Source organism: Pseudomonas sp. 5Ae-yellow (assembly GCF_014077575.1).
Lineage (GTDB): Bacteria > Pseudomonadota > Gammaproteobacteria > Pseudomonadales > Pseudomonadaceae > Halopseudomonas > Halopseudomonas neustonica.
Map to the genome: position 1 here is coordinate 38,441 of NZ_JACGWE010000012.1, position 14,399 is coordinate 52,839.

General features: G+C 57.0%; 16 protein-coding genes. 5 read left to right on the forward strand and 11 right to left on the reverse strand.

All coding sequences use genetic code 11. The features are described 5' to 3' along the window. The first annotated feature begins 39 nt into the window (after positions 1–39). A complete protein-coding gene (locus tag H4J77_RS09570) occupies positions 40–1,770 on the forward strand; it encodes a bifunctional protein-serine/threonine kinase/phosphatase (RefSeq protein WP_123890942.1) in 1,731 nt (576 codons plus the stop codon). A 27-nt stretch (positions 1,771–1,797) separates the two neighbouring features. Here the strand turns inward: H4J77_RS09570 and H4J77_RS09575 are convergent, their stop codons facing one another. Beyond that, positions 1,798–3,126 carry a deoxyguanosinetriphosphate triphosphohydrolase gene (locus tag H4J77_RS09575; protein ID WP_123890941.1) on the reverse strand — a complete coding sequence of 443 codons (1,329 nt, stop codon included), beginning with the start codon at positions 3,124–3,126 and terminating at the stop codon, positions 1,798–1,800. 155 nt (positions 3,127–3,281) lie between these two features. Between H4J77_RS09575 and H4J77_RS09580 the strand changes: the two genes are divergently transcribed. Then, entirely contained in the window at positions 3,282–3,536 is a 255-nt protein-coding gene (locus H4J77_RS09580; RefSeq protein WP_123890940.1) for a glutaredoxin family protein, read from the forward strand. 3 nt (positions 3,537–3,539) lie between these two features. Next, positions 3,540–3,992, forward strand: coding sequence for a YcgN family cysteine cluster protein (locus H4J77_RS09585; protein WP_123890939.1), 453 nt, complete (start codon positions 3,540–3,542; stop codon positions 3,990–3,992). A gap of 39 nt (positions 3,993–4,031) precedes the next feature. On the opposite strand, the gene H4J77_RS09590 is transcribed toward H4J77_RS09585, so the two are convergent. The 3 genes from H4J77_RS09590 to H4J77_RS09600 all read right to left on the reverse strand — a co-directional run bounded on the left by H4J77_RS09590 (position 4,032) and on the right by H4J77_RS09600 (position 6,501). Further along, positions 4,032–4,844: a VacJ family lipoprotein gene (locus tag H4J77_RS09590; RefSeq protein WP_123890938.1), complete on the reverse strand. Its 813-nt coding sequence runs from the start codon at positions 4,842–4,844 to the stop codon at positions 4,032–4,034. Further along, entirely contained in the window at positions 4,841–6,136 is a 1,296-nt protein-coding gene (locus H4J77_RS09595) for a serine/threonine protein kinase (protein WP_182248084.1), read from the reverse strand. Before H4J77_RS09595 ends, H4J77_RS09590 begins: the two co-directional genes overlap by 4 nt. Before the next feature lie 149 nt (positions 6,137–6,285). Then, a complete protein-coding gene (locus H4J77_RS09600; protein WP_182248086.1) occupies positions 6,286–6,501 on the reverse strand; it encodes a DUF2061 domain-containing protein in 216 nt (71 codons plus the stop codon). 270 nt (positions 6,502–6,771) lie between these two features. Between H4J77_RS09600 and cbpA the strand changes: the two genes are divergently transcribed. Together cbpA and H4J77_RS09610 are read left to right on the forward strand one after the other, a co-directional pair. Then, positions 6,772–7,710 (forward strand): curved DNA-binding protein, encoded by a 939-nt coding sequence (gene cbpA, locus H4J77_RS09605; RefSeq protein WP_123890935.1) that lies wholly within the window; start codon positions 6,772–6,774, stop codon positions 7,708–7,710. Next, the gene (locus tag H4J77_RS09610; RefSeq protein WP_123890934.1) at positions 7,707–8,012 is read left to right on the forward strand and encodes a chaperone modulator CbpM; all 306 of its coding nucleotides are present in this window, start codon (positions 7,707–7,709) and stop codon (positions 8,010–8,012) included. Before cbpA ends, H4J77_RS09610 begins: the two co-directional genes overlap by 4 nt. Before the next feature lie 61 nt (positions 8,013–8,073). On the opposite strand, the gene H4J77_RS09615 is transcribed toward H4J77_RS09610, so the two are convergent. The 7 genes from H4J77_RS09615 to rsxB all read right to left on the reverse strand — a co-directional run bounded on the left by H4J77_RS09615 (position 8,074) and on the right by rsxB (position 14,398). Continuing rightward, complete coding sequence (locus H4J77_RS09615; RefSeq protein ID WP_123890933.1) at positions 8,074–8,253, reverse strand: PA3496 family putative envelope integrity protein; 180 nt, start codon at positions 8,251–8,253, stop codon at positions 8,074–8,076. A 105-nt stretch (positions 8,254–8,358) separates the two neighbouring features. Beyond that, positions 8,359–8,994 carry an endonuclease III gene (gene nth / locus H4J77_RS09620; protein WP_123890932.1) on the reverse strand — a complete coding sequence of 212 codons (636 nt, stop codon included), beginning with the start codon at positions 8,992–8,994 and terminating at the stop codon, positions 8,359–8,361. Positions 8,995–9,009: 15 nt separating this feature from the next. Then, positions 9,010–9,723, reverse strand: a complete 714-nt coding sequence (locus H4J77_RS09625) for an electron transport complex subunit E (protein ID WP_182248088.1) — start codon at positions 9,721–9,723, stop codon at positions 9,010–9,012. Further along, complete coding sequence (gene rsxG / locus H4J77_RS09630) at positions 9,713–10,369, reverse strand: electron transport complex subunit RsxG (RefSeq protein WP_182248090.1); 657 nt, start codon at positions 10,367–10,369, stop codon at positions 9,713–9,715. The genes H4J77_RS09625 and rsxG overlap by 11 nt, the downstream gene beginning before the upstream one ends. A gap of 2 nt (positions 10,370–10,371) precedes the next feature. Next, complete coding sequence (rsxD, locus tag H4J77_RS09635) at positions 10,372–11,439, reverse strand: electron transport complex subunit RsxD (RefSeq protein WP_182248092.1); 1,068 nt, start codon at positions 11,437–11,439, stop codon at positions 10,372–10,374. Next, positions 11,439–13,817 (reverse strand): electron transport complex subunit RsxC, encoded by a 2,379-nt coding sequence (gene rsxC, locus H4J77_RS09640; protein ID WP_182248094.1) that lies wholly within the window; start codon positions 13,815–13,817, stop codon positions 11,439–11,441. Before rsxC ends, rsxD begins: the two co-directional genes overlap by 1 nt. Then, on the reverse strand, positions 13,817–14,398 hold the full coding sequence (rsxB, locus tag H4J77_RS09645) for an electron transport complex subunit RsxB (RefSeq protein WP_123890927.1): 582 nt from the start codon (positions 14,396–14,398) through the stop codon (positions 13,817–13,819). Before rsxB ends, rsxC begins: the two co-directional genes overlap by 1 nt. Between the last annotated feature and the right edge of the window lies 1 nt (position 14,399).

Consider the following 14,399-nt stretch of genomic DNA (forward strand, 5'->3'; position numbering starts at 1 on the left):
ACTACCCCGGCGGCGTCGGGGTTTTTGAGTGTATAACGCATGTATAAACAGCTCTCAGTGAGTGTGGGGCAGCATTCGGACAAGGGCGTGAAAGACCTGAATCAGGACTTTCACGGCGCGTGGGTTCCGGCCGAGCCCCAGCTAAGTACCAAGGGTATTGCCATTGCTCTGGCTGATGGTATCAGCAGCAGCAGTCTGAGCCAGGTCGCCAGTGAAGCCGCGGTAACGGGGTTTCTGGCAGACTACTACTGCACCTCCGAGGCCTGGAGCGTAAAGCAGTCAGCGCAGCGCGTGCTGATGGCCACCAATTCCTGGCTGTATGCCCAGACGCGACAAAGCCAGTATCGCTATGACGCTGATCGCGGTTACGTTTGTACTTTTAGCGCGCTTATTTTAAAAGCGGCCACAGCCTACCTGTTTCACGTTGGCGATGCGCGCATCTATCGCATGGCAGGCGGCGGGCTGGAGCAGCTCACGCAGGATCATCGCTTATGGGTGTCGCAGCAGCAAAGCCAGCTGGCACGTGCGCTGGGTGCCAGGCAGCAGCTGGAACTTGACTACCAGGCCCTGCCGGTGACGCAGGGCGATACCTTTGTATTGGCAACCGACGGTGTCTACGAATTTGTCAGTGTAGCCTTTATTGCTCAGACCATTGCCGAGCAGCATGCAGACCTGGAGCTCGCGACCAAATTGATTGTGGCAGAAGCTTTGGCGCGCGGTAGCGACGATAACCTCACTGTTCAAGTGGTGCGTGTAGACGGTCTGCCAACACGCGACACCGCTGCTGACTGGTTGACTGATCAGCTGCTTGGCAACCTGCCGCTACCTCCTTTGCTTGAAGCGCGCGAACTGTTTGACGGCTATCGCATCATGCGCGAAGTACAGGCCAGCAGCCGCAGTCATGTGTATCTCGCAGTGGATCAGGAGAGCGGCGAGCAGGTGATTTTGAAGACCCCCTCTATTGATCTGGGCGCTGATGCGGCGTATCGGGAGCGCTTCATGCTAGAGGAGTGGATTGCCCGCCGGTTAAACAGTCCGCATGTGCTCAAGCCTTGCCGTATCGAGAGGCAGCGGAATTTTCTCTATGTGGCTACCGAATATATCGAGGGACAGACGCTGCGCCAGTGGATGGTCGATAATCCTGCGCCGAGCCTGGAGCAGGTGCGCGGGATCGTCGAGCAGATCGCCAGAGGACTGCAGGCCTTTCACCGGATGGAAATGTTGCACCAGGATCTGCGCCCCGACAACATCATGATAGATAATACGGGCACCGTGAAAATCATCGATTTTGGCGCTACCCGCGTGGCCGGACTGATGGAAATGAGCTCCCAGATACTGCCCGAACAGATGCTGGGCACCGTTCAGTACTCCGCGCCCGAGTACTTTATCGGTGACAGCGGCACGCCACGCTCTGACCTGTTTTCATTGGCGGTTATCACCTACCAGATGCTCACCGGGAAATTACCTTACGGCGCCCAAGTGGCCAAAGCACGCACGCGTGCAGCGCAGAACAAACTGATGTATCAGACGGTCCTGCACGATGAGCGAGAGATTCCGGCTTGGATAGACGAGGTGCTCAAACGTGCCCTGCAGCCCAACCCCAACAAACGCTACGAAGCGCTCTCGGAGTTTGTGTTTGATCTGCGTCAGCCCAGCCAGGCCTATTTCAATAGAACGCGACCACCGCTGATGGAACGTAACCCGCTGCTATTCTGGAAAAGCCTGTGTTTTATGCTGGTTATGGTGATTGCCGCGTTACTGGCGCGCTAGCGCGGCGGAGCTTGCACAACTGCTTTGTCAGGGCTGATTGATACCGCGAATACGGGTTGCCAGGTCGGCGGCGTAAAGATCGGTCATGCCAGCGATAAAATCGACCACTCTCAGGTAACTGCGGTAGGGATCCCAATCCGCTTGTGGAATGGTATGTCCCAGCAGGTCCAGTATGCGCTGGTGCTTGAAGCTCAGGTTCTGGCCGGCATGCAGCTCGCTGACTGCGCCGCAAAACGCGTTCAGCAAGGTTTCCAGTGTGCTGTAGGCGCCGATCTCGACCACCGTTTTGCGCTTGTCCTGAAAGATGCGTTTGCGCGCCATCTGCTTGGCGTCCAACACGCAGCGTCTTGCTGCTCCGTGCATATGCTCAACCAGATCACCTTTCAGGTCGCCAGCCAGTAACGCTGGTTGCTGCTCGATGAACGCCTCGGCGGCAGCGTTTACCAGATGCTCAATCGCCTTGCCACGCAGTATTGCCAAGCGACGGCGCTGGGAATCTTCGGGGCCAAGTTGGCGGTAGGTCTCGGGCACATCATCGCCCACGAGATCGAGCAGAACCTTTTCGACCTCTGAATAGGCGAGCAGATCCATTTCCAGGCCGTCTTCCAGGTCAATCAAGCCATAGCAAATGTCGTCAGCCGCCTCGACCAGATAGACCAGCGGGTGGCGGCTCCAGCTCTGCTCGCCCTGGGAGGGCAGGCCGAGCTTGTCGGCGATTTGCTGCAGCAGCGGATACTCGGCCTGGTAGCAGCCAAACTTGTGTTTTTTGTAGCCCTGGCTATCGGCATGCTGCGCTGTCCAGGGATATTTCAGATAAGCGCCTAGCGTTGCGTAAGTCAGGCGCATGCCGCCATCAGCCTGGTGGTACTCAATCTGGGTTAAAACGCGGAAGCCCTGGGCGTTACCCTCAAAGTGCAGAAAATCCTGACGCTCTGCCTCACTCAACTGATCAAGCAGACCGCCTTGGGCTGCCTGGTGGAACCAGTGGCGGATGGCATCCTCGCCGGAGTGGCCGTAGGGCGGGTTACCAATATCATGCGCCAGGCAGGCCGCCTGGACTATCGCACCCAGATCGGCGGGCTCGCACCAGTCTGGTAGCTCGCTGCGCAGCATTTCACCGACGCGCATGCCCAAAGAGCGACCTACGCAGCCAACTTCAAGGCTATGGGTAAGACGAGTGTGAATGTGGTCGTTACTGGAAACCGGGTGCACCTGGGTTTTCTTGCCTAGCCGGCGGAAAGCGCCAGAGAAGATAACGCGATCATGGTCCTTGTGGAACGGTGTGCGGCCTAACTCGTCGGCGCTGGCTAGAGGCTTACCCAAACGTTCCCGGCACAGCAGTGTTTCCCAATCCATAATGATCTCCGTTGTAGTGTGCCGAGTATGTGGGATGCGCACTCGACTGCCAAGGTTGCAATTGATCTCGCGGCACCCTCGTTAGAGGTCGGCAGGCGCGCGTCAACCGGGTAGAATAGCGACCCTTTGTGATTAACTGCGAGCGGCCCCCCGGCATGATCCGTCTTACTCTTTATGGCACCAGCGCCTGCCATCTGTGCGATGCCGCGATGGCTGAGCTTGCCCCCCTGAAAGCCAATGGCCTTCAGGTGCGCGAGGTGGATATTGTGGACGCCGAGGAGCTGATGACGCGGTATCAGTTGCGCATTCCGGTACTGCGTCGTGAGGATACCGGCGCGGAGCTGGACTTCCCATTTGACCTGAACCGTTTGCTTGACTGGTTGCAGGATGTGTTGGCCGAGGAGGGTTGAGCTATGGCGATGCGCGTACTGCCGTTCTGGCAACGTAAAAAGCTGACTGAAATGGATCAGCAGGAATGGGAGTCGCTGTGTGACGGCTGCGGCTTGTGTTGTTTGCAGAAGTTGGAAGATGAAGACGAGCCGCAGACATTTTATTACACCCGCATTGCCTGCAAACTGCTAGATCACCAAAGTTGCCAGTGCAGCGACTACCCTAATCGCCAATTGAAAGTTCCAGACTGTATCCAGCTAACGCCGGGGGCTGCCAGCGATTTTGCCTGGCTGCCGCCAACGTGCGGCTATCGTCTGGTGTCTGAAGGAACGGACTTGCCGCCATGGCACCATTTGATTTGCGGTGACCGTAACGCCGTACACAAGGCGGGTATTTCGTTATCTGGCCAAATGCTCAAAGAGGGCAGTGTAGATGATGATGATTGGGAAGATCACATCATTTTTCGCGTGGGCTGAGGGTGTCGGGCGACCCAGAGTGAGCCGCCCGCCATCTGTTTAGTTGTCGACCTGAAACTCACGTAACTTGGTGTACAGGTAGCGCACCTGGTCATACTCGAATGGGCTGTCGAGTGCACCATAGCGGAAGGGTGTCTGATAGCGCAGATCAATAGCCCATATACCCCAGGTTGCCTGATAGTCGTTCATGAAATCACGGTTGTTCATGTAGTTAACATTGTCTTCAATCGCCCAGTCCACGACTTTACCCGTGCCGTCGCGCAGCGATGAAGGGCCGAGAAACGGGATCACCAGATAGGGGCCAGGCGGCACGCCGTAAACGCCGAGTGTTTGTCCAAAGTCCTCTGGTTGCTGCGGTAGGCCCATACTGTTGGCCACATCAAAAATCCCGCCAATCCCCAGAATACTGTTGAACAACAGCCTTGCTGTGGTCTCTGCACTGCGCTGGAACTTACCCTGCAGCAGGCTATTTCCAAGGTGAGGAATGTCTTTCAAGTTATTGAAAAAATTGGAAACGCCTTTTCGCGCGACCTTGGGTGTAGCCCACACATAGGTGCGTACAACCGGCAGATAAACATGCTGGTCGAATTGTGCGTTAAAGCGATAAATACGACGGTTCATACCTTCCAGCGGGTCTTGCACATTCAGTGCGCGAAGACTCGAGCGCTCGAATTGGTAGCGCGTTTCACTCTTATCAATATCCAGTTCATCAAGCGGATCATGGTAAGCAGGGAAGTCGAGCTCATGCCCGCTGTCACTGTAATTGACGTACTCGTTTGGCGCGTCGGCCAGGACGGTGCCGGTGAAAAAAATACAGCCGAACAGGCCGCTTATCCAATAGACCGGGTTCATTGTGCGTCTCCCTGCAGAAAGTCCATATAACGTTCGGCAACCTGCGGATAGTCGAGATTACCGCCATGTCCTCCGTGCGGATAAAGGTAGGCACGCTCACCGAAGGTGTCGGCCAAAAATCTGTAGTCGTTTTGGGTCAATATAAGGTCATCAGCGTTGCTGACTGCGGCGATGTTGGGACTGTCGTGCAGGAAAGCCTGCAAGCTGCGCAAACTGGTTTCGTAGGCCATCTCGTCGATGGTGCGCCCGGCATTCAGTGCCTCCCACGCTGGCCACAGCTGGGTATTGATGTAGCAGGAAAAATCACAAAACAACGCGCGGCGCAGGTAAGGCGTCAGTGAGGTGCTGACCTTCAATTCCTTATCGGCTGGTACGTAGCGTCCGCCGTGATTGATCAGGTCGCTCATAAAGCTCAGATCCGCTGCTGAGAAGCGAAACACGGCGCCAACCAGCATGGCGAGCTCTGGATCTGATAGCGCCTCGGGTGAGTTCTGTATTTCATAGAACAGGTTGGCTTGAATATCGCTGTTGCCGCGCTGCGCAAAGTGGCGTGAGAGCTTTTGGAAAATATGCTCGTAGAAGCTGTCGTTGTCGCTTACGCCGGGGATACGGGTGTAGGACAAATCGTCGAGCCGGCCTACCGAGGCGTAAAGATCGACCGGTGGATTGAGCAGCAGCACCTTGCTGAAGTTGAATTGCCCCAAATGGGTATCAAGCTCGGCAACGAAGGCGGCATTCAACGCGCCCAAGCTGAAGCCGGCCAAGCGATACTCGGTGACTTCGAAGCCCTTTTCATCCTGCGCCTTATCCAAGGCCATGCTCATGGCAGTATGCAGGTCACGCGCGTCCTCAGCGCCCATCCCCGGCATGCCGCTATTGGACGCTGCTGCGATAAAGTCATGATTGGTTGGCGAAGACAAGACAATAACGTGCATGCCAGCTTGCCAGAATAGTCGCTTGAGATAGTCCATACGCGAGCTGTCGTAGCCAGAGCCGGTGCCAGCAATCAGGAAGATAAGCGGTGCGGGCTCATCATGCCAGGCGACACGGAAATGCAGATCGCGGTAATTGGATAGCGCGGGGGGCAACTTTCTGTCCGGTAATACGCGAACGGCAAGATCGTCCTGCTGAACGTCGACCTCATCAGGAACAGGTACTTTAAGTTCATTCGGAGTGCCGGCAACCGTGGCCATAAAAGGATTGGTTTCCGGGTAGTCAAATTGTTCAGCCTGAGCCGTGAAGGCGATGGCAAAAAGCAATCCGGTGCAAATTCGTATCGTCTTTCGGGGCATAATGGCGATCGTCTACTTTTCCTGAGGAGTCGCTGCAATATACCCTCAAAAGGGGGGTAAAGTTCCATTTTTGCGGGCTGCAAGATTTTTGACTACGGTCGAAAATACGCTATCAGTGCCTGTTCTCGAGGCTTTTACTTAACACTCTGTCAGGCCTGAAGAATCGGCGAGAGCGGCTGCAACTCTGTTTGTTTGCGACGCTCATGACGCTTCCATATCTTCTCGTGAAAGTAGAACGCAACGGTATTCACCGCTGGCTCTACCAATGCGACAGCGCCACCCAGCAATACGCTACCCGTCATCAAGTAAACCACGCCAAAGGCGATGGAGAAGTGCATGCAGGCAAAGGTCATGGTTTTCAACATGGAACACCTCAGACAAATATTTAAATGTTAATGATTCGTAATTGCATATATTAGCGTTTCGAATGGATGACGCAAGCGCGAAAATCCCATAGCCTTGATAGGTAAGCTCAATTGCCTTGTTCCTGCGCGCCGTTGCCGTTTCTATCAGCAATGGGTATCACGCGATCAGTGACTTGGTTGCTGCCCAATTCCGCTATGCTGGTAGTTCGGCACCCTGGGTGTCGCGGTCGTCTGATTAGTCAGTGACGCCAGCAAAAGACAGGACTGCATATGGATTTCAAGGATTATTACAGCGTACTCGGTGTGGATCGTCAGGCCGACGACAAGGCGATCAAGACGGCCTACCGTAAGTTGGCCAGGCAGTATCATCCGGATGTCAGTAAGCATCCTGAGGCGGAAGAAAAGTTCAAGGAAGTTGCTGAGGCCTATGAAGTACTGCACGACGCCAACAAGCGTGCGGAATACGATGACCTCTGCCAGGCTCGAGAGCAGCGCCAGCGTTATCAAGGTAACGCTGATGCCGGTTATGGCGGTGGCGGCCAGTCGGACGCTGATTTTGCCGACTTTTTCAGCTCCATGTTTGGCGGAGCAGGTGGAGGTGGTTTTGGCCGAGGCGCGGCGGATCCCTTTGCCCGCAAGGGCCAGGATGTTGAGATCGAACTGCCGGTGTTTCTAGAAGAAACGCTGGCCGAGATCAGCAAGCCGGTCAGTTTCAACCTGCAGTACGTTGATGAACGCGGTCAGCCGCAGGTGTTACAGAAATCGCTGAAGGTCAAGATTCCCGCCGGCGTTGCGGATGGCGAGCGGATTCGACTCAAGGGCCAGGGATCACCCGGCATGGGCCAGGCGCCGGCAGGTGATCTTTATCTGCATATTCGATTGGTCCCGCATCCGATGTTTGATGTGGAAGGGCGTAACCTGATTCTGACGGTACCCTTGGCCCCTTGGGAAGCGGCGCTGGGCGCCAAGGTAACGGTACCTACCCTGAGCGGTAAAATTCAGCTGACGATCAAGCCAAACAGCCAGAGCGGGCAGCGGTTGCGAATCAAGGGTAAGGGTCTGACTGGAAAACAGGGTAGTGGTGATCTTTTTGCCGTGCTCAAGGTGGTCATGCCGCAGCAGCACAATGAGCGTATGCAGCAGCTCTGGACCGAGCTGGCAGAGCAAGCGGCATTCGATCCCAGGGCCGACTGGAGTAAAGAATCATGAGCAGCGTATACGTAAGTTTTGACGAGCTTTGCCAGTGCGTGAGCATTAGTGAAGCGCAGATAGTCGATCTGGTTGAGCAGGGCGTGCTCCGGCCTGAAGCGGGCGTCCGGCGGGAGGAGTGGCGTTTTAGCCATATTGCCATGAGCCTGGTTAGCAAGGCTGATCGCTTGCATCATCAACTGGCGGTCGAGTGGTCCGATATGCCGTTGGTGCTGGAGATGCTTGATGAGTTGAATGAACTAAGAGCTGAAAACGCTATGCTCAAGCAGCGTCTTGATCGGTTTTTACACGACGAAGGATAAACGCTCGGCACTGCCCTGACCGGCCAGCTACTATCATAGCGGTCAGGGCAGTGCTATCGCGTTAGTCAAAGTCGAATTCGGTCAGCTCACGCTGCAGGCGGCGTTCCTCGAGGTAATTGTCGATCAAGCGACGTTTGGTAAGGCTCGCCTTGGAATTGGGCGCGCTGTCGGTATCTGGGGTGTCGTCCTCTTCGATGAAGTCATCATCGTCCAGTTCGATATCGGTTTTCGCTTTAGCCATGACTCAACTCCACAATGAAGATGCCATTTGCGCACCTTATAAACGGAGTAGGGGTTTTGCGGAAATAGTTTTTTTTTATTAAAAAAGCAAAAAGACCTCGAACCTTCAGTCCGAGGTCTTCTCTTTGTAGTCGCACAGGTCTTCGATGCGGCAGCTACCGCACTGCGGCGTGCGTGCTTTGCAGACGTATCTGCCGTGCAGAATCAACCAGTGATGAGCGTCTACCAGGAACTCCCTGGGCACATGGCGCATCAGTTTTTTTTCCACTTCGAGCACGTTTTTCCCCGGCGCAATACCGGTGCGATTGCTCACGCGAAAAATATGCGTATCCACTGCCATAGCAGGGTGACCAAAGGCCGTATTGAGGACTACATTGGCTGTTTTGCGTCCCACGCCAGGTAGCGCCTCCAGCGCCTCCCGGTCGTCGGGAACTTCACTGTGGTGCAGCTCAATCAGCATTTTGCAGGCGGCGATTACGTTGCGTGCCTTGCTGTTGAACAGGCCAATCGTCTTGATGTACTCGGATAGGCCGTCAACCCCCAGCGCGTAGATCGCCTCTGGCGTATTGGCGACCGGAAAGAGCTTGGCGGTAGCCTTGTTGACACCGACATCGGTTGCCTGCGCCGAGAGGGTGACTGCGACCAGCAGTTCGAACGGCGAGCTGAAGTTAAGCTCGGTCGTCGGGTGCGGGTTGTCTTCACGCAGGCGGCGGAAGATCTCAAAGCGTTTTTCCTTGTTCATAGCCTGCTTGCCGCCTTAGCTGATGGTGCCGGTAACCCGCACGCGCTTGCTGCCAGCGGCTGGTTTGCTAAAGCGCGCTTCCGCACGCGCCTTGACCTTGGCGTCGATCACATTCTTCAGCGCGATCAACAGGCCCATGAATAGAAAGGCGCCGGGCGGTAAAATAACAAAAAGCACATCGGTGTAATTCGCGAAGATAACCAGTTTCCAGTTTGCCGCCATTGGCCCCAGCAGCAGATCCATGCCCGCGAACAGGGTGCCATGGCCTACCAGCTCGCGCAGACCACCCAATACGACCAATACCAATGCAAAGCCCAAGCTCATCATGAAACCATCGACCAGCGACGGTAGAATCGCGTTTTTTGACGCAAAGGCATCGGCGCGGCCCAGAATCACGCAGTTGGTGACGATCAGCGGAATAAAGATGCCGAGTATCTGATACAGCTCGTAGGTAAATGCCTGCATCAAGAGCTCAATACAGGTAGTCAGCGCGGCGATAATCATCACAAAGGCAGGCAGGCGCACGGCATCGGTTACGGCGCTGCGGATCAGCGACACCGCCAGGTTGGAGCCGGTTAGTACCAGCATGGTCGCCAGTCCTAGCCCCAGCGCGTTGACCACTGAACTACTGACGCCCAGCAGCGGGCATAGCCCGAGCAGTTGTACCAGGCCCGGATTGTTATGCCATAGGCCATCAGCGGTTATCTCGGAGAGCGTTTTAGTTGCCATTGTCGGGCTCCTCAGCGGGTAGTTGCAGCAGGCTGCGCCGGTGTTCTGCAAAGTATTCCAGGCTTTGGTAAACCGCTTTGACCACGGCCCGCGGGGTGATGGTCGCGCCGGTGAACTGATCGAACTTACCGCCGTCTTTTTTCACCGCCCAGTTCTCGGGTACCGGCATGCTCAAGCTTTTACCCTTGAACTCCAGTATCCACTGACTTTTGCCAGTCTCGATCTTGTCGCCCAGCCCGGGTGTCTCACGGTGATTGACGGCGCGCACGCCAGCCACAGAGCCGTCAGCATAGATACCGACCAACAGATCAATACGGCCACTGTAACCCTCGGGCGCGACGACCGGCAGTATCACCGCGACGACCTTGCCGTCTCGTTTGGCGCGATAGGCGTCATGGGCAGCGCCAAGGCGCAGATGGGGATAATCATCAACGCTGAAGCTGTCGGCGAGCAGATCGTTATCGTGCTGCTCATGCGGAAGAATCTCGTTCAGGGCGCTCAGCTGCACCCGGCGTTGGGCTTCGCTGATGCGTTCGGCGGTGCCCTGTTGGGTAATTGCGATCATACCGACGGTCGCCATGGCGAACAGTCCGAGAATGATGCTGTTGCGCAATACCGAGCTGCGGGTAGTGGTTGGATTATCCATGCTCAGTCCGTTTTGCCCATGCCGCGCTTGGCCTTGCGATGACCATAGGTGCGGGGGGTGCTGTAGTAGTCAATGGTCGGCGCAGCCAGGTTCATCAGTAGCACCGCGAAGGCGACCGCGTCGGGGTAGCCACCCCAGGCTCGAATGCAATACACCAGAGTCCCCACGCCAGCACCGAAGATCAGGCGGCCCTGTTTACTGGTGGCGCCGGAGACCGGGTCAGTGACGATAAAGAAGGCGCCAAGCATGCTGGCCCCGCTGAGCAAATGAAACAGCGGTGAGCCATTGGAGTCTGAACCGCTGCCATTCCAGAACAGCAGACTCATGATGGCCAGCGCACCCAACATGCCGACCGGCGCATGCCAGGTATAAATTCGCTTGTAGAGCAGGGCAATGCCGCCAGCCAAATAAGCCAGGCTGACCCATTCCCAGCCATGTCCGGCCAAGCTACCGAATACCGGCTTGCTCGCTTGCAACTCCGCCATGGTCAGGCTGGTATTAGTTTTAACCACATCCAGAGGCGTGGCGAGGGTCCAGCCGTCGATGGCCTGGGTCGCGGGCAAGAAGATACGCGCCAGCCCATCAAACAAGCCCAGGGTGGCCTGGACATTGGGCAGTACCGCTTCAATGCCGCGCCAGGCGGGCCAACTGGTCATTTCTACCGGAAAAGATACCAGTACCACTGCGTAACCCAGCATGGCCGGATTGAACGGGTTCTGACCAAGGCCGCCGTACAATTGCTTGCCGAAGATAATGGCAAAGGCGGTGGCAACCAGCGTCAACCACCAGGGCGCATAGGGCGGCAGCGCAAGGGCCAGCAGCCAGGCAGTCACCAGCGCGCTGCCGTCGCGCAGATAGAAACTGATTGGGCGTTTACGAACCCACAGGATCAGGCTTTCCACCGCAAGCGCAACCAGGCTGGCAAAGCAGATATTGATCAGGGTGCCAAAACCGAAAAACCAGGTCATGGCCAGCACGCCGGGCAGGGTTGCAGCCAATACCCAGAGCATAATGGTCTGGGTGTGGTTGTTGCCCTTGGCGTGCGGCGATGTCATACGAACCAGCGCCATCAGTTGGTCTCCTTGCTAGCCATATATTCGGCGAAGGCTTTGGCTGCCGCGTCGAGTTTGGCGCGGGTAGCCGTTAGCTGGTCCTGTGCCGGGGCGGTGTCGGTTTCAGCATCTATAGCGGCCTGCAGCTCTCGCTCGGCCCGCTTGAAATCAGCTTTAGTGGTGGCCAGGTTGGTTTTCAGCTCGCGCAGGGTTTCGTCCACCGGCTTCTTGTCGACCTTGTTGCGCTCGGGGGGCGGAATCGGGCTGTTGCTTTCGGCCTCATGCAGCGCTTTTTCAGCGGCGTTGAAAACCTGCTGCTGGGCTGCAAGCTGCGCTTTTAGATTCGCGTCATCAGGGGCGCTGTCTATTTCTCGCTCGGTCTTCTTGACTGCTGCGCGCGCCATAGCCAGATCCAGCTTGGCTTTTTTCAGATTCTCATCGACGGGCTTTTTCGAGGTCGCGGCGGCAGGCACGCGGGCATCAGCTGCTTCGGCTTCTGAGCGCAACTTGTCGATTTCTGCCTGCTGCTCTGCGCTCGGGGTATCACCGGCTGCGCGCTCGGCCTTCTTCAGGTTGGCGCGCAGCATTGCAGCCTCGATTTTAAGCTTCTTGGCATCATCCGCGCCGGCAGCGGGCTCAGCCGCAGGCTGGGTGGCAAGGTCGCCCTGTACCTGGTCGAACGCTGTTTGAGCATCGCGCGCGGCTTGTTCCAGGGTCGGGATTTGCGCTTGCAAGTCGGTGTTGTCCGGGTTGGCTGCCAGTTGTTTTTGCGCTTTCTTTAGCGCCATCTGTGCGGTGGCGGCGGCAATCTTGGCTTGCTTCTGTTCTGGACTCAGGCCGCTGGGTTTCTGCGCTTGCAGGCGGGCGACATCAGGTTCTGCCGAGCTATCATTTTCCGTTGCGCTAGGCTTGGCCGCCTCGGCTTCCTTGGCGGCTTTCAATCGTGCTGCTTTTTCGGCGCGAGCCTGACGGTCACGTTCTTTCTGTTCGGCTTCACGCTGCAGACGTTCCTGACGATGCTCAAAGCGTTGCTTGGAGTGATCAGATTTGTGCTGCTGCAGATCCAGCGCACGGATATCAGACTTGGCTGCGCGGTAGTACTGCACCAGCGGGATACTGCTGGGGCAAACGTAAGAGCAAGCGCCGCACTCAATGCAATCAAACAAATTCTGCCGCTTGAGCTGATCGTACTCTTTGCCCAATGCAAAAAAGTGCAACTGCTGCGGCAGCAGCTCTGCTGGGCATGCCTCGGCGCATAGGCCGCAGCGAATGCATGGCTGAGCCGGTGGCGGCGGAGGTAATTCCTCCTGGGTGCCAGCCAGCAGGCAGTTGCTGGTTTTAATGATGGGCGCAGCCATGCTTTGCAGGGTGAAGCCCATCATGGGGCCGCCCATCACTAGCCGATACAGGCGCTCAGGCTGCAACCCGGCAAATTCAAGCAGGTGGCTGATGCGCGTACCAATCAATGCTTCCACGTTGGTGGGGTGATTGAGGGCGTCGCCGGTCAGGGTGGTAATGCGCTTGATCAGCGGCTGGCCCAGCAATACGGCATCGTGGATCGCCAGCAGGGTGCCTATGTTTTGGCAGACCATGCCGATGTCGGCCGGTAGGCCGCCACTGGGCACCTCTTTACCTGTCAGTATCTGGATCAGTTGCTTCTCACCGCCAGAGGGGTATTTGGTCGGGAAGACCACGACCTGCATGCTGTCGCGCGCGCCAACGGCCTTGCGCATCGCTGCGATGGCCTCTGGCTTGTTGTCCTCAATGCCGATCAACACCTGCTCTGGGTGCAGAATATGCTGAAGTATCTCGATACCCGCAACGATCTGCTCGGCGTGGTAACGCATGGCACTGTCGTCGGCCGTGATGTAAGGCTCACACTCGGTGCCATTAACGATCAGCGTATGAATTTTCTGCTCGGGGCGCGCCTTGAGTTTGACCGAGGTCGGGAAGCCCGCACCGCCCAGGCCGCTGATGCCTGCCTGACGGATAACTTCCAGCAGGGTCGCGGGCTCCAGGCTCTGGTAATCACTCATTGGGCTGAGTTCACACCACTGATCCTGGCCATCCACGTCAAGAGTAATAGCCCATTCCTCAAGGCCTGAGGCGTGCGGGTAGGGCGCGGGCCCAATCGCGGTCACTGTGCCGGAGGTGGGCGCATGCAGCGGGCAACTGATCATCCCGCTGGCCTCGGCAATCAGTTGGCCCTTGAGTACCCGCTCGCCGATTTCGACCGTCGGTTCGGCGCGAGCACCCAGATGCTGTTGCAGCGGCAGGATCAACTGGCTGGGTAGCGGCACCGATTCGATACCGTGCGCGGTCGACTGGTGCTTGTTCTCTTCCGGGTGAATACCGCCGGGAATATCCCAGATACGGATGGGGCTGGCAGCGGTCATCAGGCGGCCCCTCGCTGGGCGTCGGTGGCAATAACGGCGGGGCCGGGCAGTGGGAAGTCCCACTTCCAGTTTTGTGGGGTCGTCGGCAACGGCAGCATATCGATACAGTCAACCGGACAGGGCTCAACGCAGAGGTCGCAACCAGTGCATTCATCGGTGATCACCGTATGCATTTGCTTGGCCGCGCCGAGAATCGCATCGACCGGGCAGGCCTGAATGCATTTGGTGCAGCCAATGCATTCAGCTTCACGGATATAGGCAACCATCTTGGGCTTTTCTTCGCCGTGTTCGGCATCCAGCGGCAATACCTCGACGTCGAGCAGATCAGCCAGCGCCTGAATGGTCGATTCGCCGCCGGGCGGGCACTTGTTGATTGGCTCGCCGTTGGCAATGCCTTCGGCGTAAGGCTTGCACCCCGGATGGCCGCATTGGCCGCACTGGGTTTGTGGCAGCAGTTCGTTGATCTGGTCAACGATGGGATCGCCCTCGACCTTGAAGCGAATGGCGGCGTAACCCAGGATGGCGCCGAATATCAGCGCCAGGCCCAGCAGTACCAAGACAGCAGTGAGAATCATCGACATG

Coding starts and splice junctions, on each gene's coding strand:
- rsxD (WP_182248092.1), bottom strand. CDS start 11,439: ATGGCGCTGGTTCGTATGACATCGCCGCACGCCAAGGGCAACAACCAC.
- rsxB (WP_123890927.1), bottom strand. CDS start 14,398: ATGTCGATGATTCTCACTGCTGTCTTGGTACTGCTGGGCCTGGCGCTG.
- H4J77_RS09570 (WP_123890942.1), top strand. CDS start 40: ATGTATAAACAGCTCTCAGTGAGTGTGGGGCAGCATTCGGACAAGGGC.
- cbpA (WP_123890935.1), top strand. CDS start 6,772: ATGGATTTCAAGGATTATTACAGCGTACTCGGTGTGGATCGTCAGGCC.
- H4J77_RS09590 (WP_123890938.1), bottom strand. CDS start 4,844: ATGAACCCGGTCTATTGGATAAGCGGCCTGTTCGGCTGTATTTTTTTC.
- rsxG (WP_182248090.1), bottom strand. CDS start 10,369: ATGGATAATCCAACCACTACCCGCAGCTCGGTATTGCGCAACAGCATC.
- H4J77_RS09575 (WP_123890941.1), bottom strand. CDS start 3,126: ATGGATTGGGAAACACTGCTGTGCCGGGAACGTTTGGGTAAGCCTCTA.
- H4J77_RS09595 (WP_182248084.1), bottom strand. CDS start 6,136: ATGCCCCGAAAGACGATACGAATTTGCACCGGATTGCTTTTTGCCATC.
- rsxC (WP_182248094.1), bottom strand. CDS start 13,817: ATGACCGCTGCCAGCCCCATCCGTATCTGGGATATTCCCGGCGGTATT.
- H4J77_RS09610 (WP_123890934.1), top strand. CDS start 7,707: ATGAGCAGCGTATACGTAAGTTTTGACGAGCTTTGCCAGTGCGTGAGC.
- H4J77_RS09625 (WP_182248088.1), bottom strand. CDS start 9,723: ATGGCAACTAAAACGCTCTCCGAGATAACCGCTGATGGCCTATGGCAT.
- nth (WP_123890932.1), bottom strand. CDS start 8,994: ATGAACAAGGAAAAACGCTTTGAGATCTTCCGCCGCCTGCGTGAAGAC.
- H4J77_RS09600 (WP_182248086.1), bottom strand. CDS start 6,501: ATGTTGAAAACCATGACCTTTGCCTGCATGCACTTCTCCATCGCCTTT.
- H4J77_RS09580 (WP_123890940.1), top strand. CDS start 3,282: ATGATCCGTCTTACTCTTTATGGCACCAGCGCCTGCCATCTGTGCGAT.
- H4J77_RS09585 (WP_123890939.1), top strand. CDS start 3,540: ATGGCGATGCGCGTACTGCCGTTCTGGCAACGTAAAAAGCTGACTGAA.
- H4J77_RS09615 (WP_123890933.1), bottom strand. CDS start 8,253: ATGGCTAAAGCGAAAACCGATATCGAACTGGACGATGATGACTTCATC.